This is a genomic window from Ruegeria sp. C10 (assembly GCF_056537805.1).
Genome location: NZ_JBQFSC010000004.1, coordinates 67280 through 86614, shown reverse-complemented (window position 1 = coordinate 86614; position 19335 = coordinate 67280). Strand labels below are relative to the sequence as shown.

20 protein-coding genes are annotated in these 19335 nt (G+C 58.4%); 17 read left to right on the top strand and 3 right to left on the bottom strand.

Annotated features, from left to right (window positions below; translation table 11 throughout):
* Positions 1-5 precede the first annotated feature (5 nt).
* Both glmS and glmU read right to left on the bottom strand, forming a co-directional pair.
* A complete protein-coding gene (glmS, locus tag ACR0DE_RS16745; RefSeq protein WP_170736393.1) occupies positions 6-1829 on the bottom strand; it encodes a glutamine--fructose-6-phosphate transaminase (isomerizing) in 1824 nt (607 codons plus the stop codon).
* Positions 1830-1832: 3 nt separating this feature from the next.
* Positions 1833-3185 carry a bifunctional UDP-N-acetylglucosamine diphosphorylase/glucosamine-1-phosphate N-acetyltransferase GlmU gene (gene glmU, locus ACR0DE_RS16740; RefSeq protein ID WP_480754369.1) on the bottom strand — a complete coding sequence of 451 codons (1353 nt, stop codon included), beginning with the start codon at positions 3183-3185 and terminating at the stop codon, positions 1833-1835.
* A gap of 134 nt (positions 3186-3319) precedes the next feature.
* On the opposite strand from glmU, the gene ACR0DE_RS16735 reads away from it, so the two are divergent.
* The 3 genes from ACR0DE_RS16735 (at position 3320) to ACR0DE_RS16725 (ending at position 6548) form a co-directional block, all read left to right on the top strand.
* On the top strand, positions 3320-3991 hold the full coding sequence (locus ACR0DE_RS16735) for an HAD-IA family hydrolase (protein ID WP_170733164.1): 672 nt from the start codon (positions 3320-3322) through the stop codon (positions 3989-3991).
* A gap of 39 nt (positions 3992-4030) precedes the next feature.
* Entirely contained in the window at positions 4031-5221 is a 1191-nt protein-coding gene (locus ACR0DE_RS16730) for an aminotransferase class I/II-fold pyridoxal phosphate-dependent enzyme (RefSeq protein ID WP_170424131.1), read from the top strand.
* Between the two features lie 163 nt (positions 5222-5384).
* Positions 5385-6548 (top strand): isovaleryl-CoA dehydrogenase, encoded by a 1164-nt coding sequence (locus ACR0DE_RS16725; protein WP_170424129.1) that lies wholly within the window; start codon positions 5385-5387, stop codon positions 6546-6548.
* A gap of 47 nt (positions 6549-6595) precedes the next feature.
* Here ACR0DE_RS16725 and ACR0DE_RS16720 read toward each other — a convergent pair whose 3' ends face one another.
* Positions 6596-7201 (bottom strand): OmpW family outer membrane protein, encoded by a 606-nt coding sequence (locus ACR0DE_RS16720; RefSeq protein ID WP_170612223.1) that lies wholly within the window; start codon positions 7199-7201, stop codon positions 6596-6598.
* Positions 7202-7337: 136 nt separating this feature from the next.
* Here ACR0DE_RS16720 and ACR0DE_RS16715 point away from each other — a divergent pair, with 136 nt between their 5' ends.
* The 14 genes from ACR0DE_RS16715 to nuoE all read left to right on the top strand — a co-directional run bounded on the left by ACR0DE_RS16715 (position 7338) and on the right by nuoE (position 19323).
* Positions 7338-8864 (top strand): AMP-binding protein, encoded by a 1527-nt coding sequence (locus ACR0DE_RS16715; protein WP_480754366.1) that lies wholly within the window; start codon positions 7338-7340, stop codon positions 8862-8864.
* The gene (locus ACR0DE_RS16710; protein WP_170776341.1) at positions 8861-9325 is read left to right on the top strand and encodes a lysozyme inhibitor LprI family protein; all 465 of its coding nucleotides are present in this window, start codon (positions 8861-8863) and stop codon (positions 9323-9325) included. The genes ACR0DE_RS16715 and ACR0DE_RS16710 overlap by 4 nt, the downstream gene beginning before the upstream one ends.
* On the top strand, positions 9322-10929 hold the full coding sequence (locus ACR0DE_RS16705) for a carboxyl transferase domain-containing protein (RefSeq protein WP_480754364.1): 1608 nt from the start codon (positions 9322-9324) through the stop codon (positions 10927-10929). The genes ACR0DE_RS16710 and ACR0DE_RS16705 overlap by 4 nt, the downstream gene beginning before the upstream one ends.
* A 1-nt stretch (position 10930) precedes the next feature.
* Complete coding sequence (locus ACR0DE_RS16700; RefSeq protein ID WP_170465996.1) at positions 10931-11356, top strand: ASCH domain-containing protein; 426 nt, start codon at positions 10931-10933, stop codon at positions 11354-11356.
* A 3-nt stretch (positions 11357-11359) separates the two neighbouring features.
* Positions 11360-13291, top strand: a complete 1932-nt coding sequence (locus tag ACR0DE_RS16695; protein WP_170397065.1) for an acetyl-CoA carboxylase biotin carboxylase subunit — start codon at positions 11360-11362, stop codon at positions 13289-13291.
* A 79-nt stretch (positions 13292-13370) separates the two neighbouring features.
* Positions 13371-14225 (top strand): hydroxymethylglutaryl-CoA lyase, encoded by an 855-nt coding sequence (locus tag ACR0DE_RS16690; protein ID WP_170397063.1) that lies wholly within the window; start codon positions 13371-13373, stop codon positions 14223-14225.
* 3 nt (positions 14226-14228) lie between these two features.
* The gene (locus ACR0DE_RS16685) at positions 14229-15011 is read left to right on the top strand and encodes a crotonase/enoyl-CoA hydratase family protein (RefSeq protein WP_480754361.1); all 783 of its coding nucleotides are present in this window, start codon (positions 14229-14231) and stop codon (positions 15009-15011) included.
* A 182-nt stretch (positions 15012-15193) separates the two neighbouring features.
* Positions 15194-15559, top strand: coding sequence for an NADH-quinone oxidoreductase subunit A (locus ACR0DE_RS16680; RefSeq protein ID WP_010442778.1), 366 nt, complete (start codon positions 15194-15196; stop codon positions 15557-15559).
* Positions 15550-16083: a NuoB/complex I 20 kDa subunit family protein gene (locus ACR0DE_RS16675; protein WP_010442777.1), complete on the top strand. Its 534-nt coding sequence runs from the start codon at positions 15550-15552 to the stop codon at positions 16081-16083. Before ACR0DE_RS16680 ends, ACR0DE_RS16675 begins: the two co-directional genes overlap by 10 nt.
* 12 nt (positions 16084-16095) lie before the next feature.
* Positions 16096-16698, top strand: coding sequence for an NADH-quinone oxidoreductase subunit C (locus ACR0DE_RS16670; RefSeq protein WP_480754360.1), 603 nt, complete (start codon positions 16096-16098; stop codon positions 16696-16698).
* Positions 16699-16701: 3 nt separating this feature from the next.
* Complete coding sequence (locus tag ACR0DE_RS16665) at positions 16702-16875, top strand: hypothetical protein (RefSeq protein ID WP_170397057.1); 174 nt, start codon at positions 16702-16704, stop codon at positions 16873-16875.
* Positions 16875-17000, top strand: a complete 126-nt coding sequence (locus ACR0DE_RS16660) for a hypothetical protein (RefSeq protein ID WP_010442774.1) — start codon at positions 16875-16877, stop codon at positions 16998-17000. The genes ACR0DE_RS16665 and ACR0DE_RS16660 overlap by 1 nt, the downstream gene beginning before the upstream one ends.
* Positions 17000-18223 (top strand): NADH-quinone oxidoreductase subunit D, encoded by a 1224-nt coding sequence (locus ACR0DE_RS16655; RefSeq protein WP_010442773.1) that lies wholly within the window; start codon positions 17000-17002, stop codon positions 18221-18223. Before ACR0DE_RS16660 ends, ACR0DE_RS16655 begins: the two co-directional genes overlap by 1 nt.
* Positions 18223-19323: an NADH-quinone oxidoreductase subunit NuoE gene (gene nuoE / locus ACR0DE_RS16650; protein WP_480754358.1), complete on the top strand. Its 1101-nt coding sequence runs from the start codon at positions 18223-18225 to the stop codon at positions 19321-19323. The genes ACR0DE_RS16655 and nuoE overlap by 1 nt, the downstream gene beginning before the upstream one ends.
* The last annotated feature ends 12 nt before the right edge of the window (positions 19324-19335 follow it).

The following is a 19335-nucleotide window of genomic DNA, read 5'->3' as shown; positions in this document are numbered from 1 at the left end:
TGCCGTCACTCGACCGTGACGGATTTTGCCAGATTACGGGGCTGATCAACATCTGTGCCTTTGGCCACCGCCGTGTGGTAGGCTAACAATTGCGCGGGCACCGAATAGAGAATCGGGGCAAGGCTGGTGTGCACATGTGGCATACGGATCGTGCTCCAAACTCCATCTTCTGCCTCAGCGATACCGTCATCATCCGAGACAAGGATAACCTTGCCCTTGCGCGCCATCACCTCCTGCATGTTCGAAACTGTCTTGTCGAAAACTGCGTCGCGTGGTGCCATGACAACAACCGGCATATGCTTGTCGATCAAGGCGATGGGGCCGTGCTTCAACTCACCCGAGGCATAGCCTTCGGCGTGAATATAGCTGATTTCCTTGAGTTTCAGCGCGCCTTCCATCGCCAGCGGGTACATGAGGCCACGGCCCAGGAACAGCACGTCGCGCGCCTCGGACAGGCGCTGGGCAGATTGGCGAATAGCGTCATTTTGATCCAGCGCAGCATTCAGAACAGTCGGCAAACCGCGAAGGGCGGCCGCGTGATCGGCGATCTCTTCATCGCTAAGCGTGCCTCGATCTGCAGCGGCCTTGAGGGCAAGCATCAGCAACACGCTAAGCTGACAGGTGAACGCCTTGGTCGAAGCAACACCGATCTCAACACCCGCATGGATCGGCAACGCCACATCGCTTTCGCGCGCAATCGAGCTTTCCGCGACATTCACGACCGAGACAATCTTGTCCGCCTTGCCTTCGCAATAGCGCAGGGCAGCAAGCGTGTCGGCGGTTTCGCCCGACTGGCTTACAAACAGCGCCAACGTCCGGTCCGAGATCGGAGGTTCGCGATAGCGGAACTCGCTGGCGATATCGACTTCAACCGGCATCTTGGCCAGCTGTTCGAACCAGTATTTTGCCGTCAGGCAAGCGTAGAATGCCGTGCCGCAAGCCACCATGGTCAGACGGTCCAGCTTGGTGAAATCCAGACCGTCACCGGGCAATACAACCTGATCGCCTCCGGTCGGAAGATACGAGCGGATGGCTTCGGCCACCACAACAGGCTGCTCGGCAATTTCCTTGGCCATATAATGCTTGTGGCCGCCTTTGTCGGCACGGGTCTGATCGATTTGAATTTGCCGAATTTCGCGGTTGGCAAGCTCTCCCGATTCGGTTCGAATCTCAAGCGAAGTGCGGGTCAGAACCGCCCGATCGCCTTCCTCAAGATAGGTGATGCGATCCGTCAGGGGGGCCAGCGCGATCGCATCAGACCCAACAAACATCTCACCATCGCCGTGACCAATTGCAAGGGGCGAGCCCTTGCGCGCCGCAACAATCAGGTCTTCTTGACCGTCGAACAGAAAGGCGAGCGCAAATGCACCTTTGAGTCGATCAATGGTTTTAAACGCGGCGTCGACCGGAGACAGCCCTTCGGACATGTACCTTTCCGTCATCAGGGCAACGGTTTCAGTGTCGGTATCCGTCACGAAACCGACCCCATTATCGGCCAGTTCAGCCCGCAATTCACGATAGTTTTCAACGATGCCGTTGTGCACTACGGCGACAGGCCCGGCCTTGTGCGGATGTGCATTGTTAACCGATGGGGCACCATGGGTGGCCCAGCGGGTATGACCGATACCGGATTTACCCGGAAGGGGGTTGTGAACCAGAAGGTCGCTTAGGTTCACCAACTTGCCGACGGCCCGTCGGCGGCCCAAAGCGCCATCGTTCACGGTCGCAATACCGGCGCTGTCATAACCGCGATATTCAAGCCGCTTCAGTGCTTCGACCAGGATAGGGGCAGCTTCGTGACTGCCCAGAACACCAACAATTCCACACATAACTCAGGCTCCTTTGTCGCGGCGAGCCTTCTTCGCCTTCAACATTTCAAACAATTTACGCGCATAGCCGGGTTTGTTTTCCTGCTTGGAACGCGCTACGGCCAATGCGTCTGGCTCAATATCCTTGGTCACTACGGTCCCCGTGGCGGTCATTGCGCCATCACCCAGAGTGACCGGGGCCACCAGCATCGTGTTCGATCCGATGAACACCTTTTCCCCGATGGTCGTTTTATGCTTCATCACGCCGTCATAGTTGCAGGTGATGGTTCCCGCACCAATATTTGTCGCCGCCCCGACTGAGGCATCGCCGATATAGCTGAGGTGATTCACCTTAGCGCCTTCGGCGATTTCGGCGTTCTTGATCTCGACAAAGTTGCCAATTTTGGCGTTTTCAGCCAGCTCTGTACCCGGACGCAGCCGGGCATAGGGTCCGACCACCGAACCTCGGCTGACATGGCAGCCTTCGAGATGTGAAAACGCCCGGATCGTTGCGCCGCTTTCCACGGTCACTCCGGGGCCGAAAACCACATTGGGTTCAATGACAGTGTCGCGGCCAATTACGGTATCTGCGGCCAGATACACGGTTTCAGGGGCCATCAGTGTGACCCCCAGATCCAGCAATGCAGACCGTGCTTGCACCTGAAACACCGCATCAGCCGCCGCCAGGTCAGTGCGCGAGTTGACGCCCAGCGTTTGTGCCTCGTCACAGGCCACAGCGGTCACGTTCAGCCCCCGGCTGCGGGCGATTTCAACCACGTCGGTCAGGTAGTATTCACCTGAGGCATTGTCACTTCCAACGGCATCGATCAGCGAGAACAAAGTTTCAGTATCACATGCCAAAAGACCAGAGTTACAGAAGGTTATAGTGCGCTCTTCATCTGTGGCATCCTTGAACTCGACGATCCGCTCTAGGGCGTCTCCGTTCATCACAAGGCGGCCATAACGGGCGGGGTCTGCAGCTTCGAATCCAAGAATGACCAGATCGTTTTTTGCGCGCGCTTCGATCATCCGCTGCAGGGTGTCGGGCTGTAGAAACGGGGTGTCACCATAGAGGACGACCACATCCCCCTGAAAGCCCTCCAGCGCTGCACGCGCCTGCGCAACCGCGTGGGCGGTGCCAAGTTGTTCTTCCTGCACCGCAATGCTGGCGTTTTCATCTTCGGCTTCAGCCACACGCGCGACTGCTTCCGCACCGTGGCCGGTAACAATCACCGTGCGCTCGGGCGACAGGACAGCACCGGCGCGCATGGCGTGAACCAGCATTGGGGCCTGAGCGATCGGATGCAGGACTTTGGGAATATCAGAGTTCATCCTTGTGCCTTTTCCGGCGGCAAGAATGACAAGGGCAGTGCTCATGAAATCGTTTTCTCTTTTGTTTTGTCGCCGCCCGTTTTATCCGCTGTGGGCAAAGGCGCAAGCGGTTCAGCCATCAAAGAAGATTGCCGTTTGCAACACGACATGGCGGAATCCCGCCGGTTCAGGAGGTGAGCATGCGAACGGTAATCTTTGATCTGGATGGAACTTTGGCGGATACATCTGGTGATTTGCTGGCCGCTGCAAACCATTGTTTTCGCGAGATGGGTCATGGGGATGTTCTGTCGCCCGAGCTTGATGCGGCGGTATCGGTACGCGGTGCACGCTTGATGTTGTCCCATGGATTGAAGCGGGTCGGCGCCTATGATGCGGATGTTGTCGAAGCCTATTATCCGGTCTTTTTGGACGTCTATGGGCAGGCGATCGATACGCATACCTATTTCTATCCCGGTGCGCTTGAAGCCGTCGAAACACTGAAAGATGCAGGTTATGGCGTCGGGATTTGCACCAACAAGCCCGAAGGCCTGGCTGATTTGCTGCTGACCCGGATGGGTGTCCGTGATCACTTTGCTTCACTGATCGGTGCAGACACATTACCGGTGCGGAAACCCGACCCTGAACCGTTACGCGAAGCAGCGCGTCGCGCGGGAGGGCACCCTGACCACTGTGTATTGGTCGGCGACTCAGATACCGACCGAAATACGGCGCGGGCTGCAGGAGTGCCGTCGGTACTGGTGACATTCGGCCCGTCGGGCGATGAGATGGCTGCGCTGGAGCCCGAGGCGTTGTTGCATCATTTTGATGATTTACCGAAACTGGTCTCCGATTTGATCGGAGCGGCAGCCTGATCCCTTGACCCGCTTAACACTCAGCATAAAAACGGATTCATGACTGAGACATTCACAGGTAATTTCACCCAGCAAGAACCCATTCCCGAAGAGGCGATCGAGGCCGCCATGGCCGTTTTGCGCCATGGTCGTTTGCACCGCTACAATGTTGCCCCTGGCGAATTGAGCGAGACGGCTTTGTTGGAGCAGGAATTCGCCGCCCAAATGGGTGCGAAATACTGTCTGGCAGTCTCATCTGGGGGGTATGCTTTGGCCACAGCTCTGCGGGCGGTGGGGGTTAAGCCGGGCGATCCGGTTTTGACCAACGCGTTCACTCTGGCCCCGGTGCCAGGGGCGATCGCGTCGGTTGGGGCAAAGCCGGTCTTTGTTGGTGTGACCGAAGCCCTGACCATCGATCTGGATGATCTTGAGGCCAAGCTGGATCAGGCGAAAGTACTAATGCTTAGCCACATGCGAGGGCATCTGTGCGATATGGATCGGCTGATGCAGATGTGCGACGCCGCCGGCGTGATCGTGATCGAGGATTGCGCGCATACCATGGGTGCGGCGTGGCGCGGACAACTGTCTGGGCGGCAGGGGGCCATTGGATGTTACTCGTGCCAGACCTATAAACATGTCAATTCGGGCGAGGGCGGGTTGCTGATCACGGATGATCCGGAACTGGCCGCCAAGGCTACGATGTTGTCCGGGTCTTATATGCTTTATGAACGCCATCTGGCCGCGCCTGGGCCGGAGGTGTTCGAGCAGATCAAATACACCACCCCCAATGTCTCGGGCCGGATGGATAATCTGCGTGCGGCGATCCTGCGCCCGCAGTTGCGCGATCTGGACCGGCAGGTGCAGCGCTGGAACGAACGCTATGTTGAGATTGAGCGTGGCCTGCGTGAAACGCCGGGTTTGACGATGGTGGAGCGGCCTGATGCTGAGACCTATGTCGGTTCATCGATACAATTCCTGTTGCTGGACTGGACACCCGAGCGCATTGCCGAGGTAATCCAGCGTTGCGCCGCGCGCGGGGTCGAACTGAAGTGGTTCGGGGGGACTGAACCGTCGGGCTTTACCTCACGCTATGACAGTTGGCGTTATGCCGACAGCGCCCCGATGCCGGTCAGTGATCGGATATTGGCAGGGATCATGGATATGCGCGTTCCACTGACCTTTTCGCTGGAAGATTGTGCCCAAATTGCACGCATTATCCGGGCTGAAGTCAGCGCTGTCTATCAGTCATAGTCCAGCGGAGTGCGCTTTCAGCGCACGCTCGATTTATCTGAAAACGCCGCCCCTTGCCGGGCGGCGTTTTGCGTTGGCCTGCGTGTCGTCATTGACCCGAGGAGGAAACGCTGCTATCTGATTATTGAACGCTTGTTCATTAATGCAATCGGAGGAGCCCTGCATGTTTATGGCCACAATGCAATTCGATCTGGGCGAGGACGTGAACGCCTTGCGTGAGATGGTGCACCGCTGGGCTCAGGAACGGGTCAAGCCGATGGCGGCCGAGATCGACGCGTCCAATGCCTTTCCGAATGAGCTGTGGAAAGAGATGGGTGAGCTTGGTTTGTTGGGCGTCACAGTCCCTGAAGAATATGGCGGGGCCGGTATGTCCTATCTGGCGCATACGGTGGCAGTTGAGGAAGTGGCGCGCGCCTCGGCCTCGGTATCTTTGTCCTATGGCGCGCATTCGAACTTGTGCGTGAACCAGATCAAGTTGAACGGAACAGAAGAGCAGAAGAAAAAATATCTGCCCCGTCTGATTTCGGGTGAACACGTCGGGGCGTTGGCTATGTCCGAGTCCTCGGCTGGGTCGGATGTGGTTTCCATGAAGCTACGTGCAGAAAAGCGAAACGATCACTATCGGCTGAATGGCAACAAATACTGGATCACCAACGGGCCGGATGCAGACACTCTGGTCGTCTATGCCAAGACCGATCCGGACGCCGGGTCAAAGGGGATCACGGCCTTTCTGATCGAGAAAGAGATGATCGGGTTTTCGACTTCGCCTCATTTCGACAAGCTTGGCATGCGCGGCTCGAACACCGCTGAGTTGATCTTTGAAGATGTTGAAGTGCCGTTCGAGAATGTTCTGGGCGAAGAAGGGCGGGGTGTAGCCGTTCTGATGTCCGGTCTGGACTATGAGCGTGTGGTTCTTGCGGGTATTGGAACCGGGATCATGGCCGCCTGCTTGGATGAAGTGATGCCCTATCTGGCCGAGCGTAAGCAGTTCGGAAAACCGATCGGGAGCTTCCAGCTCATGCAAGGCAAGATCGCGGATATGTACACAGCAATGAATTCGGCGCGGGCCTATGTCTACGAAGTTGCCAAGGCTTGCGACCGCGGGGATGTAACCCGTCAGGATGCTGCGGCGTGCTGCCTATATGCCTCGGAACAGGCGATGGTGCAGGCGCATCAAGCCGTTCAGGCGTTGGGTGGTGCCGGATTCCTGTCGGATTCGCCGGTCAGCCGGATTTTCCGAGATGCAAAGCTGATGGAGATCGGCGCGGGCACCAGCGAAATCCGCCGCATGCTGATTGGGCGCGAAATGATGAACGAGATGTTGTGACGGAAAACCCCGCAGTTCATTGAACCACGGGGCTTTTTGCGATTGGATCAGAAACGATGAACGTAGGACAGGCCAATCAGGAACGGGTCGATTTCGGCGGTGCCGATGTCGTTGCCGTCAAGTTTGACGTCCGAGTCGATGTCGAACCAGCGCACGTTCAGACGCACCGCGCCTTTTTCCGTGACCATGTAATCCAGACCGGCCTGCAGAGAAACGCCGAAGGAGTTGTCCAGATCGAGATCGCCCAAAGGCGAGTCTTCCTCGAAGAAGATGGTGTAGTTCAGACCGGCGCCGACATAGGGCTTCCACGCGCTATTGGTCGGGAAGTGATAGTTCAGCGACAGAGTAGGCGGAAGATGCTTGACGCTGCCCGCGTCAACGCTGCCGCCGAGAGTGATGTCATGCTTGTAGGGGGTCGAGGCCAAGAGCTCGATCCCGAGATTGTCCTGAACGAAGTATTCGACGGTGAAAATCGGACGGGTGTCCGAGTCGATTTCGGCGTCGAACCCGGCCAGAGTCCCATTGTCGGATTTGGGGTCCAGATAGCCGACACCAACACCGACTGTCCAATCGCCCTGGGATTGGGCGAAGGCTGGGGCAGCCAGAGCGACAAGTGCGGTAGAAAGGGTCAAAGCGGCGAGTTTCTTTGTCATATTCGTGCCTTTGCTTGCGTTGATGCCGATGTTTTGAATGCCGCGGTGCAAAAACGCTCTGATCTGCATCAAACTCCGGAAATTGCTGAAGCGGGGAGGCTAGCTGCAACCGCTAATGAAATAAGGGAAAATCAGCATGCATCCCGCTGAGCGCATACCGGGTTTGCGCGGCGACCAAAGCTGGGCGATCCCTGATCGGCTGAACATGGCGCAGCAATGCCTGTCGCAACAATCCGATCGGGTTGCTTTGTTGGATCTGACCCAGGGCGATCCGAGCGTGGTAACATTTGGCGAACTGGAGCTTATGGTTGATGGCATCGCTCGCGCGTTGATAGCTCGGGTCCAGCCAGGAGACCGGGTTGGCGTCTTGCTCAGCCAGTCGCCGTGGTGTGCCGCCGCGCATCTGGCGATCTGGAAGATCGGCGCGATTTCGGTGCCGTTGTTCAAGCTGTTCAAACACGATGCGCTGGCATCGCGCGTCAGAGATTCAGGCGCCCTGATTGTTTTGACCGATGCAGAAGGGGCCGCGTTGCTGGGGGATCTGGCCCAGCCACTTTTGGTTGACGAGATCGGGCAGGAGGGGGAACCGGTGCCCTTTGCCGATACCGGCCCCGAAGATCCGGCGGTCCTGATCTACACGTCCGGCACCACTGGCAGTCCCAAGGGTGCGCTGCATGGTCATCGTGTGCTGCTGGGCCACCTGCCGGGCGTCTCGATCAGCCACAACCACCTGCGTGATGGGGATTGCCTGTGGACGCCAGCAGACTGGGCGTGGATCGGCGGTTTGTTCGACGTTCTGATACCCGGGCTTGCGCTGGGTGTTCCGGTGGTTGCCACGCGTTTGGACAAATTCACCCCACAGGCCTGCGCCGATGTGATCGCGCGGGCGGGGGTGCGGAACGTCTTCTTTCCGCCGACGGCTTTACGGATGCTCAAAGCTGCGGATCAGTCGATACCGGGATTGCGGTCGGTGGCGTCCGGGGGCGAGCCTTTGGGGGCTGAGATGTTGGCTTGGGGCCAGCAGGCGTTTGGTCTGACGATCAACGAGTTTTATGGCCAGACCGAGTGTAACATGGTCGTATCCTCCTGCGCCGAGGACTTCCCCGTTTGCCCCGGCTGTATCGGTAAACCGGTGCCGGGTCATGAGGTGGCGGTAATTGACGATCATGGCCAACCGACGACGGAGGAAGGCGACGTCGCCATCCGGCGAGGGTCGGCCTCAATGCTGCTGGAATACTGGAATAATCCGCAAGCAACGGCTGAGAAATTCCGAGGTGATTGGCTGATCACCGGTGACCGTGGCGTGTGGGAGGGCGATTATCTGCGCTTTGTCGGTCGTGATGATGACGTGATTACCTCGGCAGGATACCGGATTGGCCCGGCTGAGATCGAGGATTGCCTGCTGACCCATCCGTCAGTGGCAACTGTGGGCGTGGTCGGCAAGCCCGATGAGCTGCGGACCGAGATCGTGAAGGCCTATGTGGTATTGAAGCCGGGGGCTGAGGCGTCGGGCGCTGAGTTGCAGAATTGGGTTAAGGACCGTTTGGCGCAGTATTCCTATCCGCGTGAGGTGTCGTTTCTGGAAGAGTTGCCGATGACGGTGACGGGAAAGGTGATCCGGAAGGAATTGAAGGCGCGGGCTGCAGGGGAGGCAATTACATGATGCGAATTGCACTTGCTGCGACGCTAGTACCATCGCTTGTTTCCGCTCAGGGCGCTTGGGTAGACCAGTCGTATATTCAACAATGTTTTTCTCAGACGCAGCAGGGCGATAGCATGTCATCATGTCTCGGCGCAGCTGCCAATGCCTGCCAAACGATACCGGGAAATGAAACAACCCTTGGCATCACCGAGTGTATTCAAGCCGAAACCCAAATTTGGGATTCATATCTAAACGAACAGTATAAACAGCGTCGAGCAGAACTGGCTGAACAAAGTCCCGAACTTTCGGACCAGTTGCGAGATGCTCAACGCGCATGGATCGGGTTTCGGGATGCTGAATGTGCTCTGGCCTACGGCATATGGTCTGATGGAACGATACGCTCGATTGTTGCTGCAAATTGCCTGCTGACCGAAACCGCTGAACGCGCTGTGGAATTGCGCGACTTGGGGAAGATGGAATGAAAATAAAATCCAAAGCCATACCAACCTCTGAGGGGTTTAAGGCGAACCGAGCCGCACATCTGGATGCGCTGGCACATATTGCGGATGCCGCCGAAGCGGCCCGCATGGGTGGCGGTGAAAAATCGCGGACGCGGCATGAATCGCGGGGCAAGATGCTGCCGCGTCGTCGGGTGGCGAACCTGCTCGATCCGGGTTCTCCGTTCTTGGAAATCGGCGCGACGGCGGCACATGGGATGTATGGAGATGCCGCGCCCTGTGCCGGGGTGATCGCGGGGATTGGCCGGGTGCAGGGGCGCGAGGTCATGGTGGTGTGCAACGACGCCACTGTGAAAGGCGGCACATATTATCCGCTGACGGTCAAGAAACACCTCCGCGCGCAGGAGATTGCCGAGGAAAACCATCTGCCCTGCATCTATCTGGTCGATAGCGGCGGTGCGAACCTGCCCAATCAGGATGAGGTTTTCCCCGACCGCGATCACTTTGGCCGCATCTTCTATAATCAGGCGCGGATGAGCGCGAAGGGGATTGCTCAGATCGCCGTTGTAATGGGGTCGTGTACGGCGGGCGGGGCTTACGTTCCGGCGATGTCCGACGTGACGATCATCGTGAAAGAGCAGGGGACGATCTTTTTGGCCGGACCGCCTTTGGTCAAGGCCGCGACGGGGGAGGTTGTGACAGCCGAAGATCTGGGTGGCGGCGATGTGCATACGCGCCTGTCCGGCGTGGCGGATTATCTGGCCGAGGACGATGCGCATGCGTTGGCCCTGGCACGGCGGGCCGTCGGGTCGTTGGGGGGTGCAGGGCTGAAGCCTGGCCTACAGTTCGAAACACCAGAAGAGCCTGCCTATGATCCCGAGGAAATTTTGGGCGTAGTTCCGGCCGATCTGCGCACACCCTATGACATTCGCGAGGTGATTGCGCGGCTGGTCGATGGCTCTCGGTTCGACGAGTTCAAACCGCGATTTGGTGAGACGCTGGTGACCGGTTTTGCCCATGTCAAAGGCTGCCCGGTCGGGATCATTGCCAACAACGGTGTGTTGTTTTCTGAGGCCGCGCAGAAGGGTACGCATTTTGTCGAACTGTGCTCGCAGCGCAAAACCCCGCTGGTCTTCCTGCAGAACATCACCGGCTTCATGGTCGGCCGCAAATACGAAAACGAAGGCATCGCGCGGCACGGGGCCAAGATGGTGACGGCGGTGGCGACGACGAGCGTTCCAAAGATCACAATGCTTGTCGGAGGGTCCTTCGGAGCTGGAAACTACGGCATGGCAGGACGCGCCTATCAGCCTCGGTTCCTGTGGACTTGGCCGAATTCGCGTATCTCAGTGATGGGGGGCGAGCAAGCTGCAGGTGTCCTAGCGACTGTCAAACGCGACGGGATCGAACGACAGGGCGGCACATGGTCGGCTGAGGAAGAAGCTGAATTCAAGCGCCCGACGCTGAGCATGTTCGAAGAACAATCCCACCCGCTCTACGCGTCGGCGCGGTTGTGGGATGACGGCATCATCGACCCGCGCAAATCGCGCGATGTGTTGGCATTGTCGCTGAGTGCCGCACTTAACGCCCCGATTGAGGAGACACGTTTCGGCGTGTTCAGGATGTAAGATGAGCGTTTCATTGAATGAAGTAATGGCCCGCTACCCGGGCGCGCAGACCTTCAAGTTTGGAGACAGCGCATCGCTAAGCGCCGAGCTGCTGGCGTTGGTAAGATTAGGCCGAAAAACGGCGACATGTGGTGCTTTGCGAGACTACCCAGAAGGCAGTGCTGATACCCCGGTCGTTGGGCGTCAGGATATTGCGCTGGAATGGGATGATCGCCCCGCTTTGGTGATCGAAACGGTCGAGGTCTCGACCTGCCGATATTGCGATGTGACCGAAGACTTTGCGTTGGCCGAGGGTGAGAATGAAACGCTTGAGGGATGGCGCGAGGATCATCGCCGGTATTTCGAACGCAATGGCGGGTTCGATCCCGAGATGGAATTGCTGTGCGAACGCTTCCGCCTTGTCGAAGATCTGGCGGTTAAGGGGTAAGCTATGTTTAACAAAATCCTGATTGCCAACCGCGGCGAGATCGCCTGCCGAGTCATGGAAACTGCTCAGAAGATGGGCGTATCTTGTGTGGCTGTGTATTCGGATGCTGATGCATCGGCCAAGCATGCGCAGATGGCGGATGAAGCGGTGCATATTGGTGGCGCGGCCCCAGCCGAAAGCTATCTGAAGGGTGATGTGATCATTCAGGCGGCGCTGGATACAGGAGCGCAGGCGATCCATCCTGGTTATGGGTTCTTGTCCGAAAACCCGGATTTTGTGGATGCAGTCGAGGCTGCAGGTCTGACCTTCATCGGGCCATCGGCGGACGCGATCCGCAAGATGGGCCTTAAGGATGCAGCCAAGGTATTGATGGAGGACGCAGGAGTTCCCGTCGTCCCCGGCTATCATGGCGACAATCAGGACCCTGAACATCTGGCTGGCGCGGCAGATACCATCGGGTATCCCGTTTTGATCAAGGCCGTTGCAGGTGGTGGTGGCAAGGGGATGCGGCTGGTCGAGGCGCCCGAGGAGTTCTCGGCTGCATTGGACAGCGCGCGCGGTGAGGCAAAGACGGCGTTCGGTAATGATGCTGTACTTGTCGAGAAATTCGTCGCCAAGCCCCGCCATATCGAGGTGCAGGTGTTCGGCGATGGCACCCATGCGGTGCATCTGTTTGAACGCGACTGCTCGTTGCAGCGGCGACATCAGAAAGTGATCGAAGAGGCCCCAGCCCCTGGAATGACTGCCGAGATGCGTGAGGCGATGGGGCAGGCGGGCGTGCGCGCGGCTGAGGCGATTGGCTACAAAGGTGCAGGGACGGTTGAGTTCATCGTCGATGCCTCGGACGGGCTGCGCCCGGATCGGTTCTGGTTCATGGAGATGAATACGCGCCTGCAAGTCGAGCACCCGGTGACCGAGGCCATTACCGGCGTTGATCTGGTCGAATGGCAGTTGCGCGTAGCAGCGGGTGAAAGCCTGCCGAAGCGGCAGGGCGATTTGTCGATCCGCGGGCATTCCTTTGAGGCGAGGCTTTATGCCGAAGATGTGCCCAAAGGCTTTCTGCCTGCGACGGGTACGCTGACTCATCTACAGTTCCCGGAAGGCTGCCGTGCCGACAGTGGCGTGCGCGCCGGGGATACGATCAGCCCATGGTACGACCCTATGATCGCCAAGGTCGTGGTGCATGGCCCGACACGCGCGGTCGCTTTGGAAAATCTCCACCGGACCTTGCGCCAGACCGAGGTCGCCGGGACTGTCACAAATCTCGCCTTCCTTGGTGCTCTGACGCGGCACAGCGGGTTTGCGTCGGGCGACGTGGATACCGGGCTGATCGGGCGGGATCTTGATGATCTGGTGCAGGAAGCTGGCGTAAGCAACGCTTCGGCAGTGGCTGCGGCGATGACGGCGTTGGGTCTGGCCGAGACGGTCTCTGAAACGGGCTTTACGCTATGGGCACCGTTACATCGCGCTGTGCAGTTACTGCGGGACGGAGAGGTTGTTGATCTGGATGTCCAGGTCGAAGGCCCGGATCGGCAGATTTGGGAGATCGAAGGTGCGCAGCTTGTTGCGCGGCGGCGTGGCGCTGGCTGGACCATCGATGGGACACCCATGCCCAATGTTGTCATGGCCGGGTCACAGGTCACTGTATTCGACGACTATGGGCAGGTATTTGAGGTCATTGACCCTCTGGACCGCGATGCCAGTGCTGCAGGTGACACCAACGTGATCGAGGCGCCGATGCCCGGGCTGGTCAAGGCCGTCTTCGCCTCGGCGGGGCAGGAGGTGAAAGAGGGCGACCGGCTGGCCATTCTGGAAGCCATGAAGATGGAGCATTCTCTATTAGCCGCTCGCGATGGCGTGGTTGCAGAAGTGCTGGCCGAAGCGGGGGCACAGGTCGAGGCAGGTGCGGCGTTGGTTCGGTTGGCCGAGGATTGATCTGTTCGGCCCGTGGATTGCGTGGCAAAGTCGGGCCATCCGCAATTGAAACGATAAGAAACCGGGAAGGGATGCGCTGATGAAAGAACGGGTCGAAATATTCGAGGTCGGGCCACGCGACGGCCTGCAGAACGAACAGCGCGAGATCCCGGTGGCCGAGAAGGTCGCCTTGGTCGATTGCCTCAGCCGGGCCGGTTTCAACCGGATCGAAGTTGCCAGTTTTGTCTCACCGAAATGGGTCCCGCAAATGGCGGGCAGCGGTGAAGTAATGGCTGGAATCACACGGACCGAAGGCGTGCGGTACGCTGCGCTGACGCCGAATATGCGCGGGTATGAGGACGCGTTGGCAGCCAAGGCAGATGAGATCGCGGTGTTTGCTTCGGCGTCCGAGGGATTCTCGAAAGCGAACATAAACGCGACGATTGCCGAATCCATCGAACGGTTTGTGCCCATTCTCGAAGCGGCACGACATATTGATCTGCCCGTCCGGGGCTATGTCTCGTGCGTGACCGACTGTCCCTATGACGGCCCGACCCCGCCCGAGAAGGTGGCCGAGGTGGCGGACGCGCTGTTTGCCCATGGCTGCTATGAGATTTCGCTGGGGGATACAATTGGGCAGGGAACGCCGGACAAGATTGCTCATATGCTGCTGGCCGTGCGCGAACGAGTGCCGGTTACCCGGCTTGCAGGACATTTTCATGATACCAACGGGCGGGCAATCGACAACATAGACGCTTCGCTTGCCTTGGGTGTGCGGGTATTTGATACCGCCGTGGGCGGGCTGGGTGGTTGCCCTTATGCGCCGGGTGCGGCCGGTAATGTCGCAACCGAAGCCGTGACCGCACATCTGGAACGGTTGGGATATGAGACCGGTCTGGATGTGCCGGTTCTGGAACAGGCGGCGCGCATGGCGCGGGCAATGCGGGCGGAATAAGATATGTTCGGGACCATTACGCTGAACACAGACGCGCGTGGCGTGGCTACTCTGACGCTGGATCGACCCGAGAAGCACAACGCACTGTCGGCGCAGATGATTGCAGAACTAACCAAGGCCGCTGGGCAATTGGCAAATGATGATGCGGTGCGGGTGGTGGTTCTGGCCGCCGCGGGCAAGAGCTTTTGCGCCGGGGGTGATCTGGGTTGGATGCAGGCGCAGATGGCTGCCGATCCCGAGACGCGTTTTGCCGAAGCGCGCAAGCTGGCTGAGATGCTGAATGCCTTAAATACGCTGCCCAAACCCTTGATCGGCGCGTTGCAGGGAAACGCGTTTGGTGGAGGTGTCGGGATGGCCTCGGTCTGCGATGTGGCGATCGGTGTGGAAAGCCTGAAGATGGGTCTGACCGAGACGCGGCTTGGCCTGATTCCGGCGACGATTGGACCCTATGTCATTGCCCGAATGGGCGAAGCACGGTCGCGGCGCGTCTTTATGTCTGCCCGCCTGTTCGAAGCGGCGGAAGCGGTCGAACTGGGCCTGCTGGCCCGCGCAGTGCCTGCTGAAACGTTGGCCGAGGCGGTTGAAGCCGAGGTGCTTCCCTATCTGTCCTGTGCACCCGGTGCAGTGTCTTCGGCCAAGCAGCTGATCCAGTCACTTGGGCCGCGAATTGATGACGCGGTGATTGACCACACCATTCGACAGCTTGTCGCGCGTTGGGAAACTGATGAGGCGCAAGAGGGAATCGGCGCCTTTTTCGACAAACGAAAACCTGCATGGATTAGTTAGGTTTAGCCGATCACTTTGTTCCAGAAGTATTCTCCGCAATCGCCCGCTGGATGATTGTAACAATGCCGACCTGCGCGTTTCTGTTCGGTTGACCCTCTGACCCCACAGGGATAGAGAATGTCCAGTCAAATCGCCAATTGACGGCGCACCCTTTCGGGACTTGCGCAGGAAAGGAGCTATACGTGGAAGACCTGCTGCGGGAGTACCTCCCGATTCTGGTGTTTCTGGCCGTTGCCGTAGGCCTTGGAATCGTGCTGATTCTGGCTGCTGTGGTCCTGGCTGTCCGCAATCCCGACCCCGAAAAGGTCAGCGCCTATGAATGTGGCTTCAACGCATTCGACGATGCGCGGATGAAATTCGACGTCCGATTCTATCTGGTCGCGATTCTCTTCATCATCTTTGATCTGGAAATCGCCTTCCTGTTCCCCTGGGCCGTTGGCTTCAAAGACATCAGCGATGTTGGGTTCTGGTCGATGATGGTGTTCCTGGCGGTGCTGACCATCGGCTTTGCCTATGAATGGAAGAAAGGGGCCCTGGAATGGGAGTGATGACGGGCGCAAACACCGCCGGCGTCGACAAGGAAGTCGCCACCCAGGCCCTGAATGCGGAACTGCAGGACAAGGGGTTTCTGCTGACCTCGACCGAGGACATCATCAACTGGGCGCGGACCGGATCCTTGCATTGGATGACCTTTGGTCTGGCCTGCTGCGCGGTTGAGATGATGCACACGTCGATGCCACGGTATGACGCGGAACGGTTCGGCATCGCGCCTCGTGCGTCTCCGCGCCAGTCTGATGTGATGATCGTCGCTGGAACGCTGACCAACAAGATGGCCCCGGCGCTGCGCAAGGTTTATGACCAGATGCCCGAGCCGCGCTATGTGATCTCGATGGGCTCCTGCGCGAATGGCGGTGGGTACTATCACTATTCTTATTCTGTCGTTCGTGGCTGTGACCGGGTTGTTCCGGTGGATATCTACGTGCCCGGCTGCCCTCCAACCGCTGAGGCATTGTTGTATGGACTGATGCAGTTGCAACGCAAAATCCGCCGCACCGGCACGATTGTACGCTAAGGGAGAGGGCAGATGAGCGAAGCACTCAAAGAACTCGGCGCTCAGTTGGAGCTGAAACGTGCAGATTGCGTTCTGGCCTGGGATGTGACCCATGGCGAGCTGAACGTCGATGTGGCTCCTTCGAATCTGGTGGAATTCATTGAGTTTCTCAAAAGTGAGCGGACCTGCCAGTTCTCGACCCTGGTTGACATCACCGGCGTCGACTACCCCGAACGGGCCAAGCGGTTCGATGTGGTCTACCACTTCCTGTCAATGTATCAGAACCAGCGCATTCGCTTGCGAGTCTCGATCCGAGAAGATGACATGGTGCCTTCAATCGTGGACGTGCACCCCTCTGCCAATTGGTTCGAGCGCGAGGTGTTCGACATGTTCGGCATCCTGTTCTCGGGTCATCCAGACTTGCGACGCATCCTTACGGATTATGGTTTCCGCGGCTATCCGCTGCGCAAGGATTTCCCGACCACTGGCTATACTGAAGTCCGCTATGACGAAGCGCAAAAGCGCGTGGTCTACGAATCGGTCTCATTGGTTCAGGAATACCGTCAATTTGATTTCATGTCCCCGTGGGAAGGTGCGAACTACATTCTTCCGGGGGATGAAAAACAGGAGTCGTAAGTCATGGAGTTCCTGATCTGGATTGCCGTCACGGTTGCCACGATTATCCCGATGCTGAAGCTGCTACCGCATTTCGGGATCGAGAAATACTGGGTCGTAGCCTGCGTCATCCCGATTGGAACGCTGATCCTGATTTGGATCATGGCCATGAAACTGCAAGAGATGGAGCGCCGCTGATGGGTCTGGGGGAACTGATTGCGTTGGGAGCGCTTGGGGTTCTGCTGGCTGGGGCCGCTGCCAAGGCAGCTGAGGCGGAAAAGGTCCGGGTACGGGCCGAAGCGAAGAAGAAACGAGGGCGTTGATGGACGGCTCAAGATACGATGACGGCAGCACGGACGCGCTGAGCGGAGAACAGAAGATCCGCAACTTCAACATTAACTTCGGCCCGCAACACCCTGCGGCGCACGGAGTTCTGCGACTTGTACTTGAGCTGGACGGCGAGATCGTCGAACGTTGCGACCCGCATATCGGCCTATTGCACCGTGGTACCGAAAAGCTGATGGAAAGTCGGACGTATCTGCAGAATCTGCCGTATTTCGACCGTCTTGATTACGTGGCACCGATGAACCAGGAACATGCCTGGTGTCTGGCCATCGAAAAACTGACCGGTGTTGAAGTACCGCGTCGCGGCTCTTTGATCCGCGTTTTGTATTCCGAGATCGGTCGTATTCTTAACCACCTGCTGAACGTGACCACTCAAGCCATGGACGTTGGCGCGCTGACCCCGCCTCTGTGGGGTTTTGAAGAGCGTGAAAAGCTGATGGTGTTCTACGAGCGTGCCTGTGGTGCCCGCCTGCACGCCGCCTATTTCCGCCCCGGAGGCGTGCATCAGGACCTGCCGCCGGAACTGCTGGACGATATCGAGGCTTGGAGCCACGAGTTTCCCGCCGTTCTCGATGACATTGACGGCCTGTTGACCGAAAACCGCATCTTCAAACAGCGCAACGCCGATATTGGTGTCGTGACCGAGGATGACATTCAGAAATACGGCTTCTCGGGCGTAATGGTGCGCGGATCGGGGCTGGCATGGGACCTGCGCCGCGCGCAGCCCTATGAGTGCTATGACGAGTTCGAGTTTCAGATCCCCGTCGGCAAAAACGGCGACTGCTATGACCGCTATCTCGTCCGCATGGAAGAGATGCGCCAGTCGCTGCTGATCATCCGTCAGGCCATCGCCAAAATCCGTGACTGCCCCGGTGACGTTCTGGCACGCGGCAAGATCACCCCGCCGAAACGTTCGGACATGAAGACCTCGATGGAAAGTCTGATCCATCACTTCAAGCTCTATACCGAAGGCTTCCACGTCCCTGCGGGCGAGGTCTATGCCGCTGTCGAAGCCCCCAAGGGTGAGTTCGGCGTCTATTTGGTCGCCGACGGCACCAACAAGCCCTACCGCGCCAAACTCCGCGCGCCGGGTTTCCTGCACCTGCAAGCCATGGACCACGTTGCCGGAGGACACCAACTGGCCGACGTCGCCGCCATCATCGGCACCATGGACGTCGTATTTGGAGAGATTGACCGCTAATGCTCCGCCGTCTTCACCCCGAACAACCCGAAAGCTTTGCCTTTACCGCTGCCAACCAGCAATGGGCCGAAGCGCAGATCACCAAATACCCCGAAGGCCGTCAGGCCAGCGCGGTGATCCCGCTGCTGTGGCGTGCGCAAGAACAAGAGGGCTGGCTGAGCCGTCCGGCGATTGAATCCGTCGCCGACATGCTGGGTGTGGCCTATATCCGCGTGCTTGAGGTCGCGTCGTTCTACTTCATGTTCCAGCTGCAGCCGGTTGGATCGGTGGCACATATTCAGGTGTGCGGCACGACATCCTGCATGATCTGCGGGGCCGAGGATCTGATTGCGGTCTGCAAGGAAAAGATCGCGACCAAGCCGCATGAACTGTCTGCTGACGGTAAGCTGAGCTGGGAAGAGGTGGAATGCCTCGGGTCCTGCACCAACGCGCCGATGGCTCAGATCGGTAAGGATTACTACGAAGATCTGACGACCGAGAGCTTTGGCAAGATTCTCGATGATCTGGTGGCGGGCAAAGTGCCGACTCCGGGTCCTCAGAACGGGCGCTATGCGGCGGAACCCCTCAAAGGGCTGACAAGCCTGACAGAATATGACAGCGGCAGTACGCAGTATAACGCCAGCGTCCAGCTAGCGAGCGATCTGGGTGATACCGTCAAGCTCATCGACGGGACCGAGGTTCCGATCCTGACCCCGTGGCTGGGCAAGGATGGCAAAGCAGCAGCGACCAAAGCCGCGCCGAAGCCACCCAAAGCGCCGACCCCCGCGAAACCTGCTGTGAAACAGGCCGCAGAAGCGAAAGCAGCGAAAGAGGATCAGCCGGAAACGCTGAAAGCAGCGCGGGGTGGCAAGCCGGATGATCTCAAGATGCTCAAGGGCGTTGGTCCGAAGCTGGAAGAAACCCTGAACCGGCTGGGCTTTTATCATTATGACCAGATCGCTGCATGGACGCTTGAGCAGGTGGCCTGGGTCGATGCACGGCTGAAATTCAAAGGCCGGATCGAGCGGGACGGGTGGATCGAACAAGCCGCGAAACTGGCTGCAGGTGAAGAAACCGAGTTTGCCAAACGTGCCAAAGAAGACGGCACTTACGAAGATTAAACGAGTGCCCGC

Coding starts and splice junctions, on each gene's coding strand:
- ACR0DE_RS16705 (WP_480754364.1), top strand. CDS start 9,322: ATGAAAATAAAATCCAAAGCCATACCAACCTCTGAGGGGTTTAAGGCG.
- ACR0DE_RS16710 (WP_170776341.1), top strand. CDS start 8,861: ATGATGCGAATTGCACTTGCTGCGACGCTAGTACCATCGCTTGTTTCC.
- ACR0DE_RS16675 (WP_010442777.1), top strand. CDS start 15,550: ATGGGAGTGATGACGGGCGCAAACACCGCCGGCGTCGACAAGGAAGTC.
- ACR0DE_RS16665 (WP_170397057.1), top strand. CDS start 16,702: ATGGAGTTCCTGATCTGGATTGCCGTCACGGTTGCCACGATTATCCCG.
- ACR0DE_RS16655 (WP_010442773.1), top strand. CDS start 17,000: ATGGACGGCTCAAGATACGATGACGGCAGCACGGACGCGCTGAGCGGA.
- ACR0DE_RS16685 (WP_480754361.1), top strand. CDS start 14,229: ATGTTCGGGACCATTACGCTGAACACAGACGCGCGTGGCGTGGCTACT.
- glmS (WP_170736393.1), bottom strand. CDS start 1,829: ATGTGTGGAATTGTTGGTGTTCTGGGCAGTCACGAAGCTGCCCCTATC.
- nuoE (WP_480754358.1), top strand. CDS start 18,223: ATGCTCCGCCGTCTTCACCCCGAACAACCCGAAAGCTTTGCCTTTACC.
- ACR0DE_RS16730 (WP_170424131.1), top strand. CDS start 4,031: ATGACTGAGACATTCACAGGTAATTTCACCCAGCAAGAACCCATTCCC.
- ACR0DE_RS16720 (WP_170612223.1), bottom strand. CDS start 7,201: ATGACAAAGAAACTCGCCGCTTTGACCCTTTCTACCGCACTTGTCGCT.
- ACR0DE_RS16700 (WP_170465996.1), top strand. CDS start 10,931: ATGAGCGTTTCATTGAATGAAGTAATGGCCCGCTACCCGGGCGCGCAG.
- ACR0DE_RS16670 (WP_480754360.1), top strand. CDS start 16,096: ATGAGCGAAGCACTCAAAGAACTCGGCGCTCAGTTGGAGCTGAAACGT.
- ACR0DE_RS16695 (WP_170397065.1), top strand. CDS start 11,360: ATGTTTAACAAAATCCTGATTGCCAACCGCGGCGAGATCGCCTGCCGA.
- ACR0DE_RS16690 (WP_170397063.1), top strand. CDS start 13,371: ATGAAAGAACGGGTCGAAATATTCGAGGTCGGGCCACGCGACGGCCTG.
- ACR0DE_RS16725 (WP_170424129.1), top strand. CDS start 5,385: ATGTTTATGGCCACAATGCAATTCGATCTGGGCGAGGACGTGAACGCC.
- glmU (WP_480754369.1), bottom strand. CDS start 3,185: ATGAGCACTGCCCTTGTCATTCTTGCCGCCGGAAAAGGCACAAGGATG.
- ACR0DE_RS16715 (WP_480754366.1), top strand. CDS start 7,338: ATGCATCCCGCTGAGCGCATACCGGGTTTGCGCGGCGACCAAAGCTGG.
- ACR0DE_RS16735 (WP_170733164.1), top strand. CDS start 3,320: ATGCGAACGGTAATCTTTGATCTGGATGGAACTTTGGCGGATACATCT.
- ACR0DE_RS16660 (WP_010442774.1), top strand. CDS start 16,875: ATGGGTCTGGGGGAACTGATTGCGTTGGGAGCGCTTGGGGTTCTGCTG.